Annotated in this window: 15 protein-coding genes; 5 read left to right on the top strand and 10 right to left on the bottom strand. The window is 66.7% G+C overall.

Annotated elements, in window-relative coordinates; all coding sequences use genetic code 11:
• Positions 1-35 precede the first annotated feature (35 nt).
• The 3 genes from SH584_RS04890 to SH584_RS04880 are packed head-to-tail and all read left to right on the top strand — an operon-like array spanning position 36 to position 1,439.
• Positions 36-596 (top strand): DNA-deoxyinosine glycosylase, encoded by a 561-nt coding sequence (locus tag SH584_RS04890; RefSeq protein ID WP_324809002.1) that lies wholly within the window; start codon positions 36-38, stop codon positions 594-596.
• The gene (locus SH584_RS04885) at positions 593-889 is read left to right on the top strand and encodes a hypothetical protein (RefSeq protein ID WP_324809000.1); all 297 of its coding nucleotides are present in this window, start codon (positions 593-595) and stop codon (positions 887-889) included. The genes SH584_RS04890 and SH584_RS04885 overlap by 4 nt, the downstream gene beginning before the upstream one ends.
• 19 nt (positions 890-908) lie before the next feature.
• The gene (locus SH584_RS04880) at positions 909-1,439 is read left to right on the top strand and encodes a sterol desaturase family protein (RefSeq protein ID WP_324808998.1); all 531 of its coding nucleotides are present in this window, start codon (positions 909-911) and stop codon (positions 1,437-1,439) included.
• On the opposite strand, the gene SH584_RS04875 is transcribed toward SH584_RS04880, so the two are convergent.
• The 3 genes from SH584_RS04875 to crtY are packed head-to-tail and all read right to left on the bottom strand — an operon-like array spanning position 1,408 to position 4,909.
• Positions 1,408-2,301 carry a phytoene/squalene synthase family protein gene (locus tag SH584_RS04875; protein WP_324808996.1) on the bottom strand — a complete coding sequence of 298 codons (894 nt, stop codon included), beginning with the start codon at positions 2,299-2,301 and terminating at the stop codon, positions 1,408-1,410. The two genes, SH584_RS04880 and SH584_RS04875, sit on opposite strands and share 32 nt — an antisense overlap.
• The gene (locus SH584_RS04870; RefSeq protein ID WP_324808994.1) at positions 2,298-3,764 is read right to left on the bottom strand and encodes a phytoene desaturase; all 1,467 of its coding nucleotides are present in this window, start codon (positions 3,762-3,764) and stop codon (positions 2,298-2,300) included. Before SH584_RS04870 ends, SH584_RS04875 begins: the two co-directional genes overlap by 4 nt.
• On the bottom strand, positions 3,761-4,909 hold the full coding sequence (gene crtY / locus SH584_RS04865) for a lycopene beta-cyclase CrtY (protein ID WP_324808992.1): 1,149 nt from the start codon (positions 4,907-4,909) through the stop codon (positions 3,761-3,763). Before crtY ends, SH584_RS04870 begins: the two co-directional genes overlap by 4 nt.
• Positions 4,910-4,955: 46 nt before the next feature.
• Between crtY and SH584_RS04860 the strand changes: the two genes are divergently transcribed.
• Together SH584_RS04860 and SH584_RS04855 are read left to right on the top strand one after the other, a co-directional pair.
• A complete protein-coding gene (locus SH584_RS04860) occupies positions 4,956-5,741 on the top strand; it encodes a sterol desaturase family protein (RefSeq protein WP_324809480.1) in 786 nt (261 codons plus the stop codon).
• Positions 5,629-6,108: a DUF2141 domain-containing protein gene (locus SH584_RS04855; RefSeq protein WP_324809478.1), complete on the top strand. Its 480-nt coding sequence runs from the start codon at positions 5,629-5,631 to the stop codon at positions 6,106-6,108. The genes SH584_RS04860 and SH584_RS04855 overlap by 113 nt, the downstream gene beginning before the upstream one ends.
• Here the strand turns inward: SH584_RS04855 and SH584_RS04850 are convergent.
• From SH584_RS04850 to SH584_RS04820, 7 genes are read right to left on the bottom strand one after another with little or no spacing between them, the layout of a single operon-like run.
• Complete coding sequence (locus tag SH584_RS04850) at positions 6,105-7,448, bottom strand: GH1 family beta-glucosidase (protein ID WP_324808990.1); 1,344 nt, start codon at positions 7,446-7,448, stop codon at positions 6,105-6,107. The two genes, SH584_RS04855 and SH584_RS04850, sit on opposite strands and share 4 nt — an antisense overlap.
• The gene (locus tag SH584_RS04845; RefSeq protein ID WP_324808988.1) at positions 7,445-8,158 is read right to left on the bottom strand and encodes a carboxylesterase family protein; all 714 of its coding nucleotides are present in this window, start codon (positions 8,156-8,158) and stop codon (positions 7,445-7,447) included. The genes SH584_RS04850 and SH584_RS04845 overlap by 4 nt, the downstream gene beginning before the upstream one ends.
• On the bottom strand, positions 8,155-10,851 hold the full coding sequence (locus SH584_RS04840; RefSeq protein WP_324808986.1) for a hypothetical protein: 2,697 nt from the start codon (positions 10,849-10,851) through the stop codon (positions 8,155-8,157). Before SH584_RS04840 ends, SH584_RS04845 begins: the two co-directional genes overlap by 4 nt.
• Positions 10,848-11,660, bottom strand: a complete 813-nt coding sequence (locus SH584_RS04835) for a carbohydrate ABC transporter permease (RefSeq protein ID WP_322842304.1) — start codon at positions 11,658-11,660, stop codon at positions 10,848-10,850. The genes SH584_RS04840 and SH584_RS04835 overlap by 4 nt, the downstream gene beginning before the upstream one ends.
• Complete coding sequence (locus tag SH584_RS04830; RefSeq protein WP_324808983.1) at positions 11,657-12,553, bottom strand: carbohydrate ABC transporter permease; 897 nt, start codon at positions 12,551-12,553, stop codon at positions 11,657-11,659. Before SH584_RS04830 ends, SH584_RS04835 begins: the two co-directional genes overlap by 4 nt.
• Positions 12,550-13,812: an extracellular solute-binding protein gene (locus tag SH584_RS04825; protein WP_324808981.1), complete on the bottom strand. Its 1,263-nt coding sequence runs from the start codon at positions 13,810-13,812 to the stop codon at positions 12,550-12,552. Before SH584_RS04825 ends, SH584_RS04830 begins: the two co-directional genes overlap by 4 nt.
• Positions 13,809-15,233, bottom strand: a complete 1,425-nt coding sequence (locus SH584_RS04820) for a glucoamylase family protein (protein WP_324808979.1) — start codon at positions 15,231-15,233, stop codon at positions 13,809-13,811. Before SH584_RS04820 ends, SH584_RS04825 begins: the two co-directional genes overlap by 4 nt.
• Positions 15,234-15,305 lie beyond the last annotated feature (72 nt).

The following is a 15,305-nucleotide window of genomic DNA, read 5'->3' as shown; positions in this document are numbered from 1 at the left end:
CGCCGCGACTTAGCGGCTGCGACGGGGTCGGGGCAATGGCCGCGCGGAAGCCTTGCCGCTATGTCGGACGGATGGATTCCGCGCTCAAGCAGTCGATGGCGCCGGTCGGGTCGACAGATGCGGTGCTGCTGATACTCGGCAGCCTGCCGGGGGAGGCGTCGCTCGGCGCGCAGCGTTACTACGCCCATCCGCAAAATCAGTTCTGGCGCCTCCTAGGCGATGCCATCGGCGAACCGCTCGCTCAGGCCGACTATCACGATCGCCTCGACCGGCTAAGCGCTCGCGGCATCGCGCTATGGGACGTGGTTGGGGAGGCTCGGCGGACCGGCAGTCTCGACGGCGCGATGAGAGACGTTCGGGCCAACCCGCTGATCGATTATGTCACGACTCATCCGCGCCTCGCGGCGATCGCCTTCAACGGCAAGACCGCCGCGAGGATCGGGCGGCGTGCGCTGGGCGCCCTCGAGGCCATTGAGCTGATCGACTTGCCGTCGTCGAGTCCGGCCTACACGCTCAACTACGCTATCAAGGCCGACGCATGGCGGACGCTCGGCCGCCTTGCACTCGCTCGCGAAGATGCCACATTGGGCCGATGAACGACATCATCGAGGATACGGAAGAGGACGAGGTCGAGTCGACGATGTCGATGGTCGACGAGGCGCTGGTCGCGGGGAATATCGCCAACACCAACGGCCTGCTCGTGATTCTCGCCAAGCTCGTCGCCAAGGGCATTTTCGACGCCGAGGACCTGCAGGCCTTTTCGGACAGCTATTCCAAGCCGCTTGACCACGAGAACATGCGCGAGAACGAGCTGATCAGCCAGATGCAGGACCAGATGGAAGCGACGCTGGCGCAGCTGATGAGCTTTATCGCCGACAAGCCCGCGTAATAGGTGTAATGGCTCCGCCATGTCGTTGATTTCGGGTCTCTTGCTGCTCGTCGGCACCGTCGCCTTCATGGAAGGCTTCGCTTACGTCATGCATCGCTGGGTGATGCACGGGCGCCTCGGCTGGGTGCTTCACAAGAGCCATCACCGGCCGCGGACCGGCCGTTTCGAGCTCAACGACCTCTACGGCGTCATCTTCGCGCTTCCGTCGATCGCGTTGCTCTATGGCGGCGTGCAGGGCGGCTGGGGCGATTGGGCCGCATGGGTCGGAGCGGGCATCGCCGCCTATGGCGCGATCTACTTCGGCTTCCACGACGTCATCGTCCACCGCCGCGTCGAGCATCGCGTCGTTCCCCGCTCGACGTACTTCAAGCGGATCGTCCAGGCGCACCGGATGCACCATATCGTGGAAAGCCGCGAAGGCACCGTCAGCTTCGGCTTTCTCTACGCCCCGACGATCGAGGCGCTGAAGGCCGAACTTGCAACCAACGATGAAGCGCGGGTCAGGGCGCCGCGGGCGTCTACGGGCGAGTCCACAGCCCTTCGCGGCTGACCTTCGGCGCGGGCATCAGCGCCTCGCCAAACGCCTCGATCACCAGCGCGAACTTTTCCGCCTTCGAAATGCTCAGCCGCTTGTCCCAGGCGCGGGGGCCAAGCGCGACCGCGCGCGTTGCGACTTCGCCATAGATCCCGGCCGCGCTCAGCACCGCCCAGCGGCTTCGGAACGGAAGCCGCGCCGCGCCGACCTTGCTCGATCGGCGATACCGCTCCGCCAAATCCGCCAGCCGCCGTGCGATCTCGGGACGATCGGCGGCCTTGGCGGGGTCGAGCTTCCACTCGGTCGGGATGTAGTTGCGTCCCACCTCCGCATCGTCGGCAAGGTCGCGCGCGATGTTCGCCAGCTGGAAGGCGATGCCGAGGTCCGATGCGCGGTCGAGCGTGTCGCGGTCCCCGGAATCGACGCCCATGACATGCCCCATCATCACCCCGACCGCGCCCGCGACCTGGTAGCAATAGGACAGCAAATCCTCTTCGGTCGTCGGGGACCAGCCGACCGAGTCCCGCGCGAAGCCGGCAAGGTGATCGTGCGGCAGGTTGGCAGGGATCGCGCACTCCGCCGCGACCGTCGCCAGCGCGTCGAACGGGACCAGCCCAGTCGGCTTGCCCGCCAGCGCCGTGTCGGTGCGGTCGCGCAGGAAGGCGATCCGCTCGGCGGGATTGTCTGGCGCCTTGGCGTCGTGGCCCAGCGTCTGGCCATCGGTGATGTCGTCGCAGGCACGGCACCAGGCGTAGAGTAGCCAACTCCGCTCACGCGTCGGCAGGTCGAAGATCTGGCTGGCGAAGCGGAAGCTCTTCGATCCCACCGCAATTGTCTTGCCCGCCGCCTCGACGAGGTTGGCCCGCTCCTCGTTCACGCCAGCATCAGTCCCGCGGTCGCCTCCGCCGATCCCACGACGCCGGGGATGCCGGCGCCCGGATGCGTGCCCGCGCCGACGAAGTAGAGGTTGGAGATCTTGTCGTCCCGATTGTGCGTGCGGAACCACGCCGACTGCCACAGCACCGGCTCCAGGCTGAAGGCGCTGCCGAGATGCGCGAACAGGTCCGACTGGAAATCGTTCGGCGCATAATGGAAGCGCGTGCGGATCCGGCCGCGAATGTCGGGGATCAGCCGCTCCGCGATCGTGTCGATGATCGTGTCGGCATAGGCCTCGCCTTCCTTTTCCCAATCGACCTTGGCCTTGCCAAGGTGCGGCACGGGCGCGAGCGCGTAGAAGGTCGAGCAGCCCTCGGGCGCCATCGACGGATCGGTGCGGGTCGGGTGGTGAAGGTAAAGCGCGGGATCGTCGGCGACCACGCCGCGATCGTAGATGTCGCCGAGCAGCTCGCGATAGCGCGGGCCGAACAGGATCATGTGGTGCGGGATGTCGGGGAAGGTGCCTTCCAGCCCGAAGTGAAGCACGAACAGTGACGGCGAGTAGCGCTTGCGCTTAAGCGCCTTCACCTGCGCCGGCCCGCGCGCGTCGCCTTCGATCAGGCCATAGCTTGCGACGACGTCGCCGTTGCTGGCCACAGCATCGGCCTCACCGCGCCAGCCGCTCTTGGTCCGCACCGCCCTGGCCTTGCCATTCTCGACTTCGATCGCGACCGCAGGATCGTTAAGGCGAAGGACGCCGCCAATCCGCTCGAACAGTGCGACCATGCCCGCGATCAGCTTGTTGGTGCCGCCCATCGCGAACCATACCCCGCCGTCGCGCTCCAGCTTGTGAATCAGCGCGTAGATCGACGAGCAGGTCATCGGATTGCCGCCGACCAGCAGCGTGTGGAACGACAATGCCTGTCGCAAATGTTCTTCGGCGACAAACTTTGACACGATCGAATAAACCGAACGCCACGCCTGATACTTGGCCAGCGCCGGCGCGGCCTTCAGCATTTCGCCGAAGCTTTCGAACGCCTTGGTGCCGAGCTTGAGATAGCCTTCCTCGAACACGCCCGCCGAGTAAGCCAGGAAGCGCTTGTAGCCCTCGACGTCGGCGGGATTGAGCGCCTCGATCTGAGCAAACAATTTCTCGTCGTCGTTCGAATAGTCGAAGCGCGTGCCATCGGGCCAATCAAGCGCGTAGAAGGGGCTGACCGGGACCAGCGTGACGTCGCGCGCCATGTCCTGGCCGCTCAGCGCCCACAGCGATTTCAGGCAGTCGGGGTCGGTGATGACGGTCGGGCCGGCGTCGAACATGTGGCCGTCGCGTTCCCAGTGATAGGCGCGCCCGCCCGGCTTGTCGCGGGCCTCGACGATGGTGGTCTGGATCCCGGCCGACTGCAGCCGGATCGCAAGCGCGAGCCCGCCGAAGCCCGATCCGATAACGATGGCATTCTTCATGGCTGTCCGATCATGGCGCGAAGGGCTTTCAGGATGGGTACGGGCGGCTTGCCCGCGAGGATGCGCATACGATCGCCCACGGTCGACCGGCCCGCATAGAAGCGGGCGATCAACGGCGCGGGGAGGCGATAGAAGCGCTCGAGGATGCGATAGCGTTCCCTCGGGGCCGCCGCCTTGAACAACATGCGGGTGAGCAGGCGATCGAACCACCCGCGCGACCAGTACCGCCGGGCAAGCTGGCGGGTGGCCTTCGCCAGTCGCCCGTCGATCGGCGCCTCCCGCGACAACCACGACGCGAAGCGGACTGCGTCTGGCAGCGAATAGCTGGTGAGCGGATGGAACAGTCCCGCCCGAACCCCGCCGCGCGCGACTCCGTCGGACGCGGGCCAATAATCGTCGAAATTGCCGCTCATCACGACCGGAAGGACGCCGGTTTCGACGTGGTTGGTCGGCTTCATCTTCCATCCGCGTGCGGAGGCGTAGTCGGCGATCCTCGACCTCAACGCCGCCACGTCGAGGTCGGGCGTGTCGCTGTAGTAGGTGTCTTCGACGAACAATTCGTTCAACCCGAACGGGAGCACGTAGACGAAGCGATAGCCCTCGGCCTGGTCGACGGTCGCATCCATCACCGTGGGGCGGTCGATGCCGTGCGGCTGGTCGGTGGTCAGCACCTGGCCGACAAATTTCTGCCATCCACATGACAGCACCGACAAGTCGCCCGCACCGCGCGTGTCGAGCACCGCCACCGCTTCGATCCGCCGGTCGTCGTCGAGCGTGACGACAGTGGTAGTGACCTCGGCCACCACGCCGCGCACGATCGAGTCCGCCGGGAGTGCCGCCCGAACCACCGCGTCCAGCCGTTCGCTGGTCATCGAGTGATAGGGCTCGTCGATCGATCGCCGGTGCGCCGGAAAGTGGACGTCGTACCCGCCCCAGCGATGGACGATCAACGGCTCGATCAGTTCGCGGTCGGCTGGGACGAGGTCGCTGGCGAAAAAGGACCAGACGTGATTGCCGCCCAGCGTTTCGCCCGCTTCGACGATCCCCACGCGAAGCTCGGGCCGCCTTGCCGTGACCGCCAACGCCGCCAGCCCTCCGGCCAGGCCGCCGCCGAGGATCAACAGGTCGAAACGGGCGGTGGCCATCGCGTTCGCCCTAGCCGTCCGCGCCGCCTGCGCCTAGTCTGTGCGCATGACGCTTGCGATCATCCTGTCGGCACTGGCCATGACCCTGATCGTCGGAGTCCGGTATCTGATCACCTCGGGCATCTTCGCCGGCTTGACCGCGCGGCGTTTTCCCGGGCGATTGGCCGGGCAGGGCGTGCAGATCCGCCGCGAGATCGGCTGGAGCCTCGCCTCCGCCGCCATCTACGGCATTCCGGCGGGTATCGTCGCCTGGGGATGGCAGGAACGGGGTTGGACCCGCATCTACACCGACGCATCGGCCTATCCCTTGTGGTGGATGCCCGTCTCGGTCCTCGCCTACCTGCTGCTTCACGACACCTGGTTCTACTGGACCCACCGGCTGATGCACCGGCCGTGGTGGTTCAAGCGGATGCACGCGGTCCATCACGACAGCCGCCCGCCGACCGCCTGGGCGGCGATGAGCTTTCACCCGTGGGAAGCGATTACCGGGGCGCTGGTCATCCCGCTGCTGGTGTTCGTCATTCCCATCCACCCGGCGATGCTGGGCACCGTTCTGGCGATCATGACGGTGATGGGAGTGACAAATCACATGGGATGGGAGATGTTTCCGCGGGGGCTCGTCAATGGGCCGTTAGGGAAGTGGCTGATAACGGCGAGCCATCATGAACTTCATCATCAGAAATACCGCTGCAACTATGGCCTCTATTTCCGGCACTGGGATCGACTGTGCGGCACCGACCGCGGCCTCGGGCAATTCGCGCCGTCGCGCGTCGCTGCTCGCGCTGCCGCTAATTCTGCTCGCGACGACCGGGGCGTCCACGCCCGGGGCTGACCTCGCCATCGCCATCGATGGGCTTCGCAACGACAAGGGCGCAGTGATGCTGTGCCTGACCCGCAGGACGCAGGACCAGTTCCTGCAATGCCGCAGCGACCCCGCGCGAATCACCCGCGTCGTCGCGTCGAACGCGGCGCGGCGCATCGAGGTCGATGGGCTTCGCCCGGGCGACTACAGCCTGCTGGTGATCCACGACGAGAATCGCAACGGCAAGCTCGACAAGATGATGGGTATCCCGCGCGAAGGCTTCGGCTTCTCGCGCAATCCCGCGATCCGCATGGGCCCGCCGAAGTACGACCAGGTCCACTTCGCCGTGCCCGCCGGACACAGCGCCCAGACCATCAAGCTGCGCTACCTGCTTTAGGGCAGGTTGGCGCCGTTGCTGGCAATCACCTCGCTAAAGAAGCGCGCGCTGTCCTTCGGCGTGCGCTTCTGGCTTTCGAAATCGACGTGAACCATTCCGAAGCGCTTGGAATAGCCTAGCGACCATTCGAGATTGTCGAACAGCGACCACAGCATGTAGCCGCGCACGTCGACGCCCGCCTCGATCGCCTGCCCGATTGCGCCGATATGGTCGCGAAGATAGGCGACGCGCAGCGGGTCGTGGACGCCGTCAGGCGCGGCGACGGGCGGATCGTAGAAGGCCGCGCCATTCTCGGTGATGTAGAGCGGGGTATCGCCGTAGAGGTCCTTGAACCACAGCAGCATGTCCTTGAGCGCGGGCGAATGCACTTCCCAGCCGGTCTCGGTATGCGTCTTGCCCTTCTGCAGCACCGGTGACGCCTTCAGCGGCCAGCTGGTCTCGTCGTGCTTCACGACGTTGCGGGTGTAGTAATTGATGCCGATGAAATCGACCGGCTGCTTGATGTCGGCCAAGTCCTCGGCCGACCATTCGGGCCACGCCTCGCCGAAAATCTCGGCCATTTCCTCGGGGTAGGACCCCTTCATCGCCGGATCGAGATACTGGCGATTCATATAGGCGTCGGCGCGCGCGGTGGCGGCGATGTCCTCGGCGCTGTCGCTGGCGGGATATTTGGGCTCGATGTTGACGACCAAGCCGATCTGGTGGGCGCCGACCTCGCGATAGGCCTTCACCGCCGCGCCGTGCGCGCGCATCAAATTATGGCTGGCGATCGGGGTTTCGAACATGTTGCGGTGCCCGGGGGCAAGCGCGCCGTGCAGGTAGCCTCCGTCGGTCACGACCCACGGCTCGTTGAGCGTCACCCACTTTTTCACGCGCCCGTCGAGTCGCTCGAACAGCACGCGGCCATAATCGGCGAACCATTCGGCGATGTCGCGGTTGAGCCAGCCGCCGCGATCGTCGAGCGCCGCGGGCAGGTCCCAGTGATAGAGCGTGCACAGCGGTTCAATGCCGTTCTCGAGCAGCGTGTCGACCAGCCGCTCGTAGAAGCCGAGGCCCGCTTCGTTGACCCGGCCGGTGCCATCGGGAAGCACGCGTCCCCACGCGACCGAGAAGCGATAGGCCTGAAGCCCAAGTTCCTTCATCAGCGCGACATCGCTCTCCATGCGATTGTAATGGTCGCATGCAACGTCCCCGGTATCGCCCTTGGCCGCCATCAATCGCGGATCGTGGCTGAACCGCTGCCAGATGCTGGCGCCGGCGCCGTCGGCCAGCGGCGATCCTTCGATCTGATAAGCCGCGGTCGCGGCGCCCCACAGGAAGTTGTCGGGAAAACGAGTCATTTCTTGTCCTTGTTCAGGGGTCGCCGCTGGGCAAGCAGCCAGTAGTAAAGGGCGGGGTCGTCATACGCCGGGTCCCAGCTGTTGTGGCCGAGATCGGGGTAGATGGTGAGCCGCGGACTTCCGCCGCAGGCACGAATGGCGCGGGCCATAGCGAAACTGCCTTCGGGCGTCACCACGTCGTCGCGATCGCCATGGAAGGCCCACACCGGCATGTCCTTCAGCGCGCAGGCGGTGGCGGGATCGCCGCGTCCGGCGACGGCGGCGATCGCGGCGAAGCGCCACGGTTCGGCCGCGCCCCAGCGCCACGTCGCATGTCCGCCGCGGCTTAGCCCCGTGAGGATCACCCGGTCGGGATCGGCGGGGAGCGTCTTGAGCGCCCACGTCAGGATCGCGCGCAGCTTGTCGAGGTCCCAATCCTGCTCGGCAGGAAGCTGGGGCGACACCAGCAGGAAAGGGAAATTCTTGTCGCGGTCGGCGATCTTGGGCGGGCCGTGGACCTTGACCTGCGCGACGTCGCTGCCGCGCTCGCCAGAGCCGTGGAGAAAGATCATCAGCGGAAGGCGCGTGCCTTTCGCAGGCCGCGCCGAACCGGGCGGCAGGTGCAATTGGAATTCGTAACCGTCCTTGGCGATCGGTGCATGCGGATGCTGTCCTTCGACGGGCGCGGGCATGGCGGCGAGGGCGGCGGCGGCAAGGGCGACGCCGATCATTGCCCGACCTCCACCCGGATCGTCCGGCCGGTGGGGGCGATGCGCAGTTCGCCACCCTGCCACGCGACGGGTCGGCCATCGACCGTCGCCGGCGGAGGGCTTCCCGCGAACGGCCAGGCGATCACAAAGCCGCCCTGCGGCCGCGCCCTGCAGTCGATGGTCGCGCTCAGCCGAGCCGGCGTCCCCCGCATCGAGAAATCGAGCGGTCCGTACGGCGTGGCCAGCCCTCGGATTGCCGATCCTTCGCCCACCAGCCAACCCTGCGACATGCCACCACCGAGCACGAGCGCATGATCGTCGCGCCGGTCCCATGCAAACATGTCGAGCGCGCCGCGAAGGAAATCCGACGCCACCCACGCATGCGGCATGTCGCCGATGAAGCGGATCTCGCGCGGATCGCGGCCGACGACTTCGGCCCACTGATTCCACGTCCCCGGGCGGCGGTCGGCCATGAAGAAAGCAATCAGCCCGTCGAGCCGATCGCGCCAGCCGAGCCGCACGAACGTCCCGATCGTGCGCGTCTCGTACGGCGTATAATCCTTCCACGCCTTCGTGCCCGCCGCGCGCTGGCGGAAATCGCTCCAGTAACGCTCGAACGTGGCGCGAAGCATCTTCTGGTCGAGCCGCGATTGCTCGTTGCCGGGATCAAGCGCGATCGTGGTCGAAGTCGCGTCGAAATCGCCAAGGCTGGTCGCACCGGGGATATAGTCGATCTTCCAATGATCGCGCGCGGCGAGAATCGCGGCGTGCAGGTCGCCGGCAAACTGGTCACGCGACGCGGCAATCTCGGCGGCCTCGGGCTTGCCCAGCAACACCGCCACCTCGGCGGCATCGCGATAGCCGCGCAGCGCCCAGAAATCGTCCCACAGGCTGTACTGCGCCTTGGCCGAATAGCCTTCGTGACTGATCGACGGCGGCATCAGTCCATAAAGCATCCTCTTGCCCGGCGCGCGGTTGGCGGCGGTGCGCTCCGACCGGCGCAGCGTGTCCATGTAGCGCACCGCGCCCAGCATCGACGGCCAGTCACGCTCCAGCGCGGCGCGATCGCCGGTAAAGCGGTACAGCTGCGACAGCATGAAGACATATTCGCCCTGGCTGTCGTTCTCCGGCACCGGATCGGCCCCGCGGAAATCGACGCAGCACGGCACCTTGCCGTTGGCGAACAGGTGTTGGCGGTAATAGTCGGCGAAGGAGCGCGCGACGTCGGCGCGGCCCATGCGCAGCAGCGCTTCCGACATCATCGCCCCGTCGCGAATCCACGCGCGGTCATAGCTGCGCGTTCCGGGCTTCAGCATCGCGCCGTCGCGGCTGGTCAGCACTTGCGAAAAGGTTGTCGCGACGGTGTCGGCAAAGGCCTGCTTCGCCGGCGGCACGGTGATCGTGACCCGGCCAAGCACGTCGCGCCAATGCTTTTGTGTATCCTTGTACACGCGGTCCCACGACGGCGTCGCGCCGGCGGGTCCGGGCATCGTCAGCACGATCTGCTCGCTCGCCCCCGGCTTGAGATCGAGGCGATAGACGAGGTCGGCCTGCGCCATGTCCTTGCCCGCCGGGACCGCGCCGACGATCACCGCCTGCGGATCGCGCGACGACTGGAGCGCCCGGACGATGTCGGGATCGCCTTCGCCCTGCGGCTGGGTGATCAGGAAGGTGCGACCCTGCCGGACGATCTGACGGATCGGGCTGTGGCCGCCCTGTTGCGCGAGGAATTGCGCGGGTGGATTGACCTGCCACGGACGGATGCCGAGGCGAAGCTCGATCGTCCGCCGCGTCGTTCCGCGATTGGTGAGGCGATAGCCTGCCAGCACCGCGCGCCCGTCGGCGTCCGCGAGCAGGGTTGTGTCGAGCGCAAAGCCCTGCGACGCCCAATGAACGGTCGGGATCGGCAATTTGTCGTCGGCGAGCGACTGGCGCAGCCCTACGTCGGCCCAGGTGTAGCGGCGGCTCCCGTCGACCACGACCGGATCGATCGAATAGCTGCCCTTGGCGGGCTCGACCGCGCCGTCCTCGCTGATCAGCGCCGACACGCCGCCGCCGTCGGCGGCGGCGAGCGTCCAGTACGGTTGCTCACCGACGAACGCGCGCGGGAAGGCGCCGCGCGGGCTCCGCTTCGCAAGCGCAGACAGCGCATCGTTCGCCTTATTCTCGGCCGCCGGCGGCTTGGTCTGCAGGCCAGGGAGTGGGACGATGCGAAGGTCGTCGATCGCGAGGCTTCCCGCGCCGCCATCACGGCCGCGAGCGACGACGAACTCGATCCCGTCGGCGCGACGGAGCGTCTTGTCAGCGGTCGGTCCCCACGCGAAGTCGACCTCGCCCGCAGGAATGACGATTTCCTGCCAGTCGGCGGTCGGGCGATAGTTGCGCCACACCTTCCACCAGACGTTGTCGCCCTGCGTCAGCTTGACCTGGAAATCGTTGCGCCCGCCGGTCCCGCGCGCCTTGAAGCGGATCTCGAAGTTGCGCGGCAACGTCACCGCCGCCTTGCGCCGCATGAAGGCATAGCCCGACACGCGGCCGTAATCGTAGCGCATCTCGACCGCGCGCCCGCTCGTTCCGGGTACTGCAGCGCCGCGCGCCGTCACTCCGTCCGACGCTTCGGCGGGCCACACGGCGGGGGCTTCCATCGCATCGCGGAAGATCGGCGGGGCGGCGCCGACCAGCAACAGAGCGGGCAGGATCAGCAGGCGGTTCATCCCTTGACGCTCCCGGCCAACAGGCCACTCAGATAATGGCGCTGAAGCACCAGGAACAGCAGCAGCACGGGCAGCACGGTGACCACCGACCCCGCCATCATCAGTTCGTTGTCCTGCACATGCTCACGCGCCAAGGCGGCGAGCGCGACGGGCAGCGTGTAGAGGTTCTGGTCGGCCAGCACGATCAGCGGCCACATGAAGTCGTTCCAGCTGCCGAGGAAGACGAACAGCGCCAACGTGATCAGGATCGGCTTCAGCGCGGGCAACACGATCCTCCGCAGGATCTGCCCCTCGGTCGCGCCGTCGATGCGTGCCGCCTCGAGCAGTTCGGTCGGGATCGACAGGCAGAATTGCCTCACCAGGAAAATGCCGAAGATCCCTGCGAGCCACGGTACCAGCGCGCCGGCGTAGCTATTGACGATCCCCATCGCCTTCAGCTCCAGGAACAGCGGCAGCATCCCGATCTGACCCGGGATGACGAGCGCGGCGACGAGCGCCTGAAACACCGCGTCGCGCCCGCTGAAGCGCAGCTTGGCGAATGCATAGCCCGCGGGAACGGTGAACAGCAGCGCGAGCAACGTCGCGAGGCTCGACACGATCACGCTGTTGAGCAGGTAGCGCCCGACGCCATAGCTACCAAACAGGGTGCGGTAATTCTCCAGCGTCGGTGACGAGGGGAACAGCGGCGGCGGGAAGGCGGCGGCCTCGCCCGGCGCCATGAAGCTGACCGACACCATCCACACCAGCGGCATCAGCACCAGCAGCGCGACCAGCGCGGTGAAGGCGGTCAGGGCGTAACGGCGGATCATATCGCGCCCACCTTCTTGGCGACCTTCAACTGCACCAGCGTGACGGCGAGGATGCACAGGAACAGGATGAACGCGACCGCCGCGCCCGATCCCAGATTCCACCATTTGAAGCCCTCTTCGAACATGAAATAAAGGACCGTGACGGTCGACCGGGCGGGGCCACCCTGCGTCATCACATAGGGTTCGGCGAACAGCTGGAACATGCCCGCCACGGTCAGGATCGCGACCAGTAGCACGGTCGGCGCGATCGCGGGCAGCGTGACATGGCGGAACCGCATCCATGCCCCCGCGCCATCGACCCGAGCGGCATCCTCCAGGTCGCGCGACACCGCCTGCAGCGCGGCGAGGAAGATGATCATGTTGTAGCCAAAGCTCTTCCATGCGACGAACAGCAGGATCGCGGGCAGGGCGGTGCTCGGATTGCCGAGCCAATCGACCGGCGCGATGCCGAGCCCGCCCAGCGCATAGTTGATCAGTCCGTAGCGGGTGTGGAGCAGATAATTCCACACCACCGCCGTCGCCACCAACGTCGTCACGAACGGCGCGAACAGTGCAACGCGCCACACCCCGCGCCACTTCAGCGTGCGCGCATTGACCAGCAGCGCCGCGCCAAGCGACGCCGCGACCACCAGCGGGACGCCGAACACGACGAACCACATCGTGTTGCCCATTGCCTGCCAGAACAGCGGATTGCCGATCAGCCGCTCGTAATTCTCCAGCCCGATGAAGCGCAGGTTGTTGAGGTTGGCGAGCGCGTAAATGTCGAAGTCGGTGAAGCTCAGCACCAGCGATGCCAGCGCGGGAAGCGCGAAGAACAGGCCGATCGCGGTGAGCGCGGGCGCGGTCATCGCCCAGCCCGCGCGCGCCTCGGCGCCAACGTGCGCGGCCGTCACGCCGCGCGATCCCGCGAAATCATCCAGCGCCGCTTCTCGAGCAGGCGATCGGCGCGTCGGTCCATATCGCGCACCGCCTCGTCGATCGAGGTGCGGCCGCGCACGAACAGCTCGGCGACGGTCTGCATCTCGGTCACGATCCGCTCCCACTCGGGCACCTTGGGCAGCGCGGTGGTGCGGTCGAGCTGGCGCGCGAACGCGTCGGTGATTGGATCGTCGAGCAGTTTGGCCGATGCCCACACGCTTCGCGTCGGTGGCAGGCTTCCGGTCAGAACCTGCAACCGCGCTTGGGTGGCAGGCGCCAGCAGCTGGCCGACCAGGAGCCACGCGGCGGCCGGGTCCTTGGCGCGGGAGAAGACGACGAGGCTCGATCCGCCGGGGGTCGACCGACCGGGACCGTCAGGGCCGGGGAAGGGGGCGGTCGCCCAGCTGTCCTGCAGGTCGGCGGGAAGCCGCGTCTTCATGTCGCCGATCGTCCATGGGCCCGACGGGTAGATCGCGAAATATCCGCGCGCGAACTCGTTCCAGACGTTGCTGATCTGCGCCGCGCCCGCGATCGGGGCGAGGCCCTCGGCATAAAGCGACTTGTAGAAGGACAGCGCCTCGCGAAACGCGGGCGAATTGAACGCGCCGCGCGTGCCTTCGGAGTTGAGGAGAGTCGCACCCGCCGACAGCGCCATCGTCGTTAGATGCTCATATTCGTTGATCGGGATCAGGACCGCATAGCCGTCGCGCTTGGTGCGCTTGACCTTGTGCAGCGCCGCCTTCCACGCGTCCCACCGCTCGGGCGGGGCGTTGTAGCCGGCGTCGGCGAACAGATCCTTGCGATAGAATTGCAGCCGCGTGTCGACGTACCACGGCAGGCCCATCAGGCGATTGCCGATGCGGTTGGTGTCGACCACGCCTTCGAATTGCCCGTCGACGAGCGACGTCATCGCCGCCGGCACCGGCAGGATCGCGCCGATGGCGGCAAGCTCCGACAGCCAGCTATTCCCGATCTGCCCGACGTCGGGGAGCGAATTGCCCGCGAAGCTGGTCAGCAACTTCTCATGTGCCGCGCTCCACGGCAGCGGCTGGACGCGCACCGCCGGCTGTCCGGTCCGCGCCAGTCCCGCGAGCAGGTCGGGCAGCTTTTCCGCCTCGGCGCCCATCGCCCACATGTCGATCGCGTTGCCGTCCCCTCGGCCCCGGCCGCAAGCCGAAAGCATCAGCGGAACGCCCGCCGCCGCCGTCATCCACTCGCGCCGGGAAAGGCTCATGCAGCCCGGTCCAGCCAGCCGCCGGCAAAGCCCGCGCGCTTCAGCCCGTCGACGATCGGGCGGCAGCGCTTCATCCGCTCCCACACGAAACTGTCGCGCTCGTTGGCGATCATGGCGATGATCGGGCCCTGGTCGATGCCAAGGTAGTCGCCATCGACCCAGCAGGTGCCGGCAATGACCCGCCCGTGCAGCAACGTCGGTACCTGCGCCGGATCGCGCAGTGTCGGATTGAAGCTGTCGAGGAAACCGTATTGCCCGTAAATGGCTGGGCCATAGCGCCGCTGCATCGCCGCCAGTCCGGCGCGCACCAGTTCGGGCTCGAACGCGATCGACGCAGCCATTGCGGTCGGGGCGATCGTCCCGTCGTCGCGGTCGTCGGGACCGCGCGCGGAATAGCTAAAGAATTCTCGTTCGGTGCCGTCGATGGTCAGCTTGAAATCGCCGGGGCCGTCGCAGGCGGTCAGGCCCCAAACCTCGCCATCATAACCCGCCCAGCGCTTGGGATTGGCGATGGCGTAGTTGCGCTGCGCCCGCGTCGCGCGGCGGCTGTTCTCGAACAGGTCGAGGCCCGTTGATCGCAGCCACGGGTCGCGAATGCCGCGGAAGTCGACCCAGACGTGACTGTACTGGTGACCGAAGTGCGGCGGGAAGAACAGGTGCCGCTCGCCCCACTTGTCGCCCCAGCTCTTGTCGAACTGGGCGGTGTAGCGCGTCCAGATGTCGGGCGAGATCGCGTGGGTGCGGCTTCCCAGCGCGAGGACGTAGAGCAGGGTGGCTTCGTTATACTGGTCCCACTGGCTGGCGATGAAATCGTCCTCGGGCTTCCAGCCCATCGATACGAACGGGCCCTTGCCGAGCATCCAGCGCCAATCGACCGCATCGTTGAGCTGGTTCGCGAGCCGGCGAATTTCAGCCTCCTCGCGGTCGGCGCCGTCGAAATATTGCGCGGCGAACAGCGCGCCGCCCAGGAACAGAACCGTGTCGATCGACGACAGCTCGGTCGTCTTGAACCGGTGGCCGGTGTCCATGTCGAGGAAGTGGTAGAAGAAGCCTTTGTGCCCCGCGACGCCCGCCGCCTGCGGCCCTTGCGGCAGGCCGGCGAAGAAGCGCAGCGTCGTCAGCGTGCGAGCGCGCGCGTCCCCCCGCGACACCCATCCGCGCTCGACGCCGATCGGATAAGCGGTCAGCCCGAAGCCGACTGCGGCGATCGACGAAAAGCTCTTGGTCGGCCAGCGGTCTGGCACGAGCCCGTTGACCGGGTTGGCGGTGTCCCAGAACCACTGAAACGTCCGCCGCTCAAGGTCGTCGAGCGAAAAGCCGCCGACCGGCGTTCCGGTCGAACCCACCGTTGCGCAGCCTGACGCGAACGCGCCCAGTCCGGCCGCGGCGACGCCCGCTTGGAATTCTCGTCTTGTCCACATTGATCATACGCTCCGACACCCCCCGGTGAAACAATCCCCGCGCCGCCCGTGGTGGCGGCGCGGGGACAAGGG

Source organism: Sphingomonas sp. LY29, from assembly GCF_035593985.1.
Classification (GTDB): domain Bacteria; phylum Pseudomonadota; class Alphaproteobacteria; order Sphingomonadales; family Sphingomonadaceae; genus Sphingomicrobium.
The sequence above is the reverse complement of the archived record's forward strand: the minus strand, read 5'-3'. Positions and strand labels throughout refer to the sequence as shown.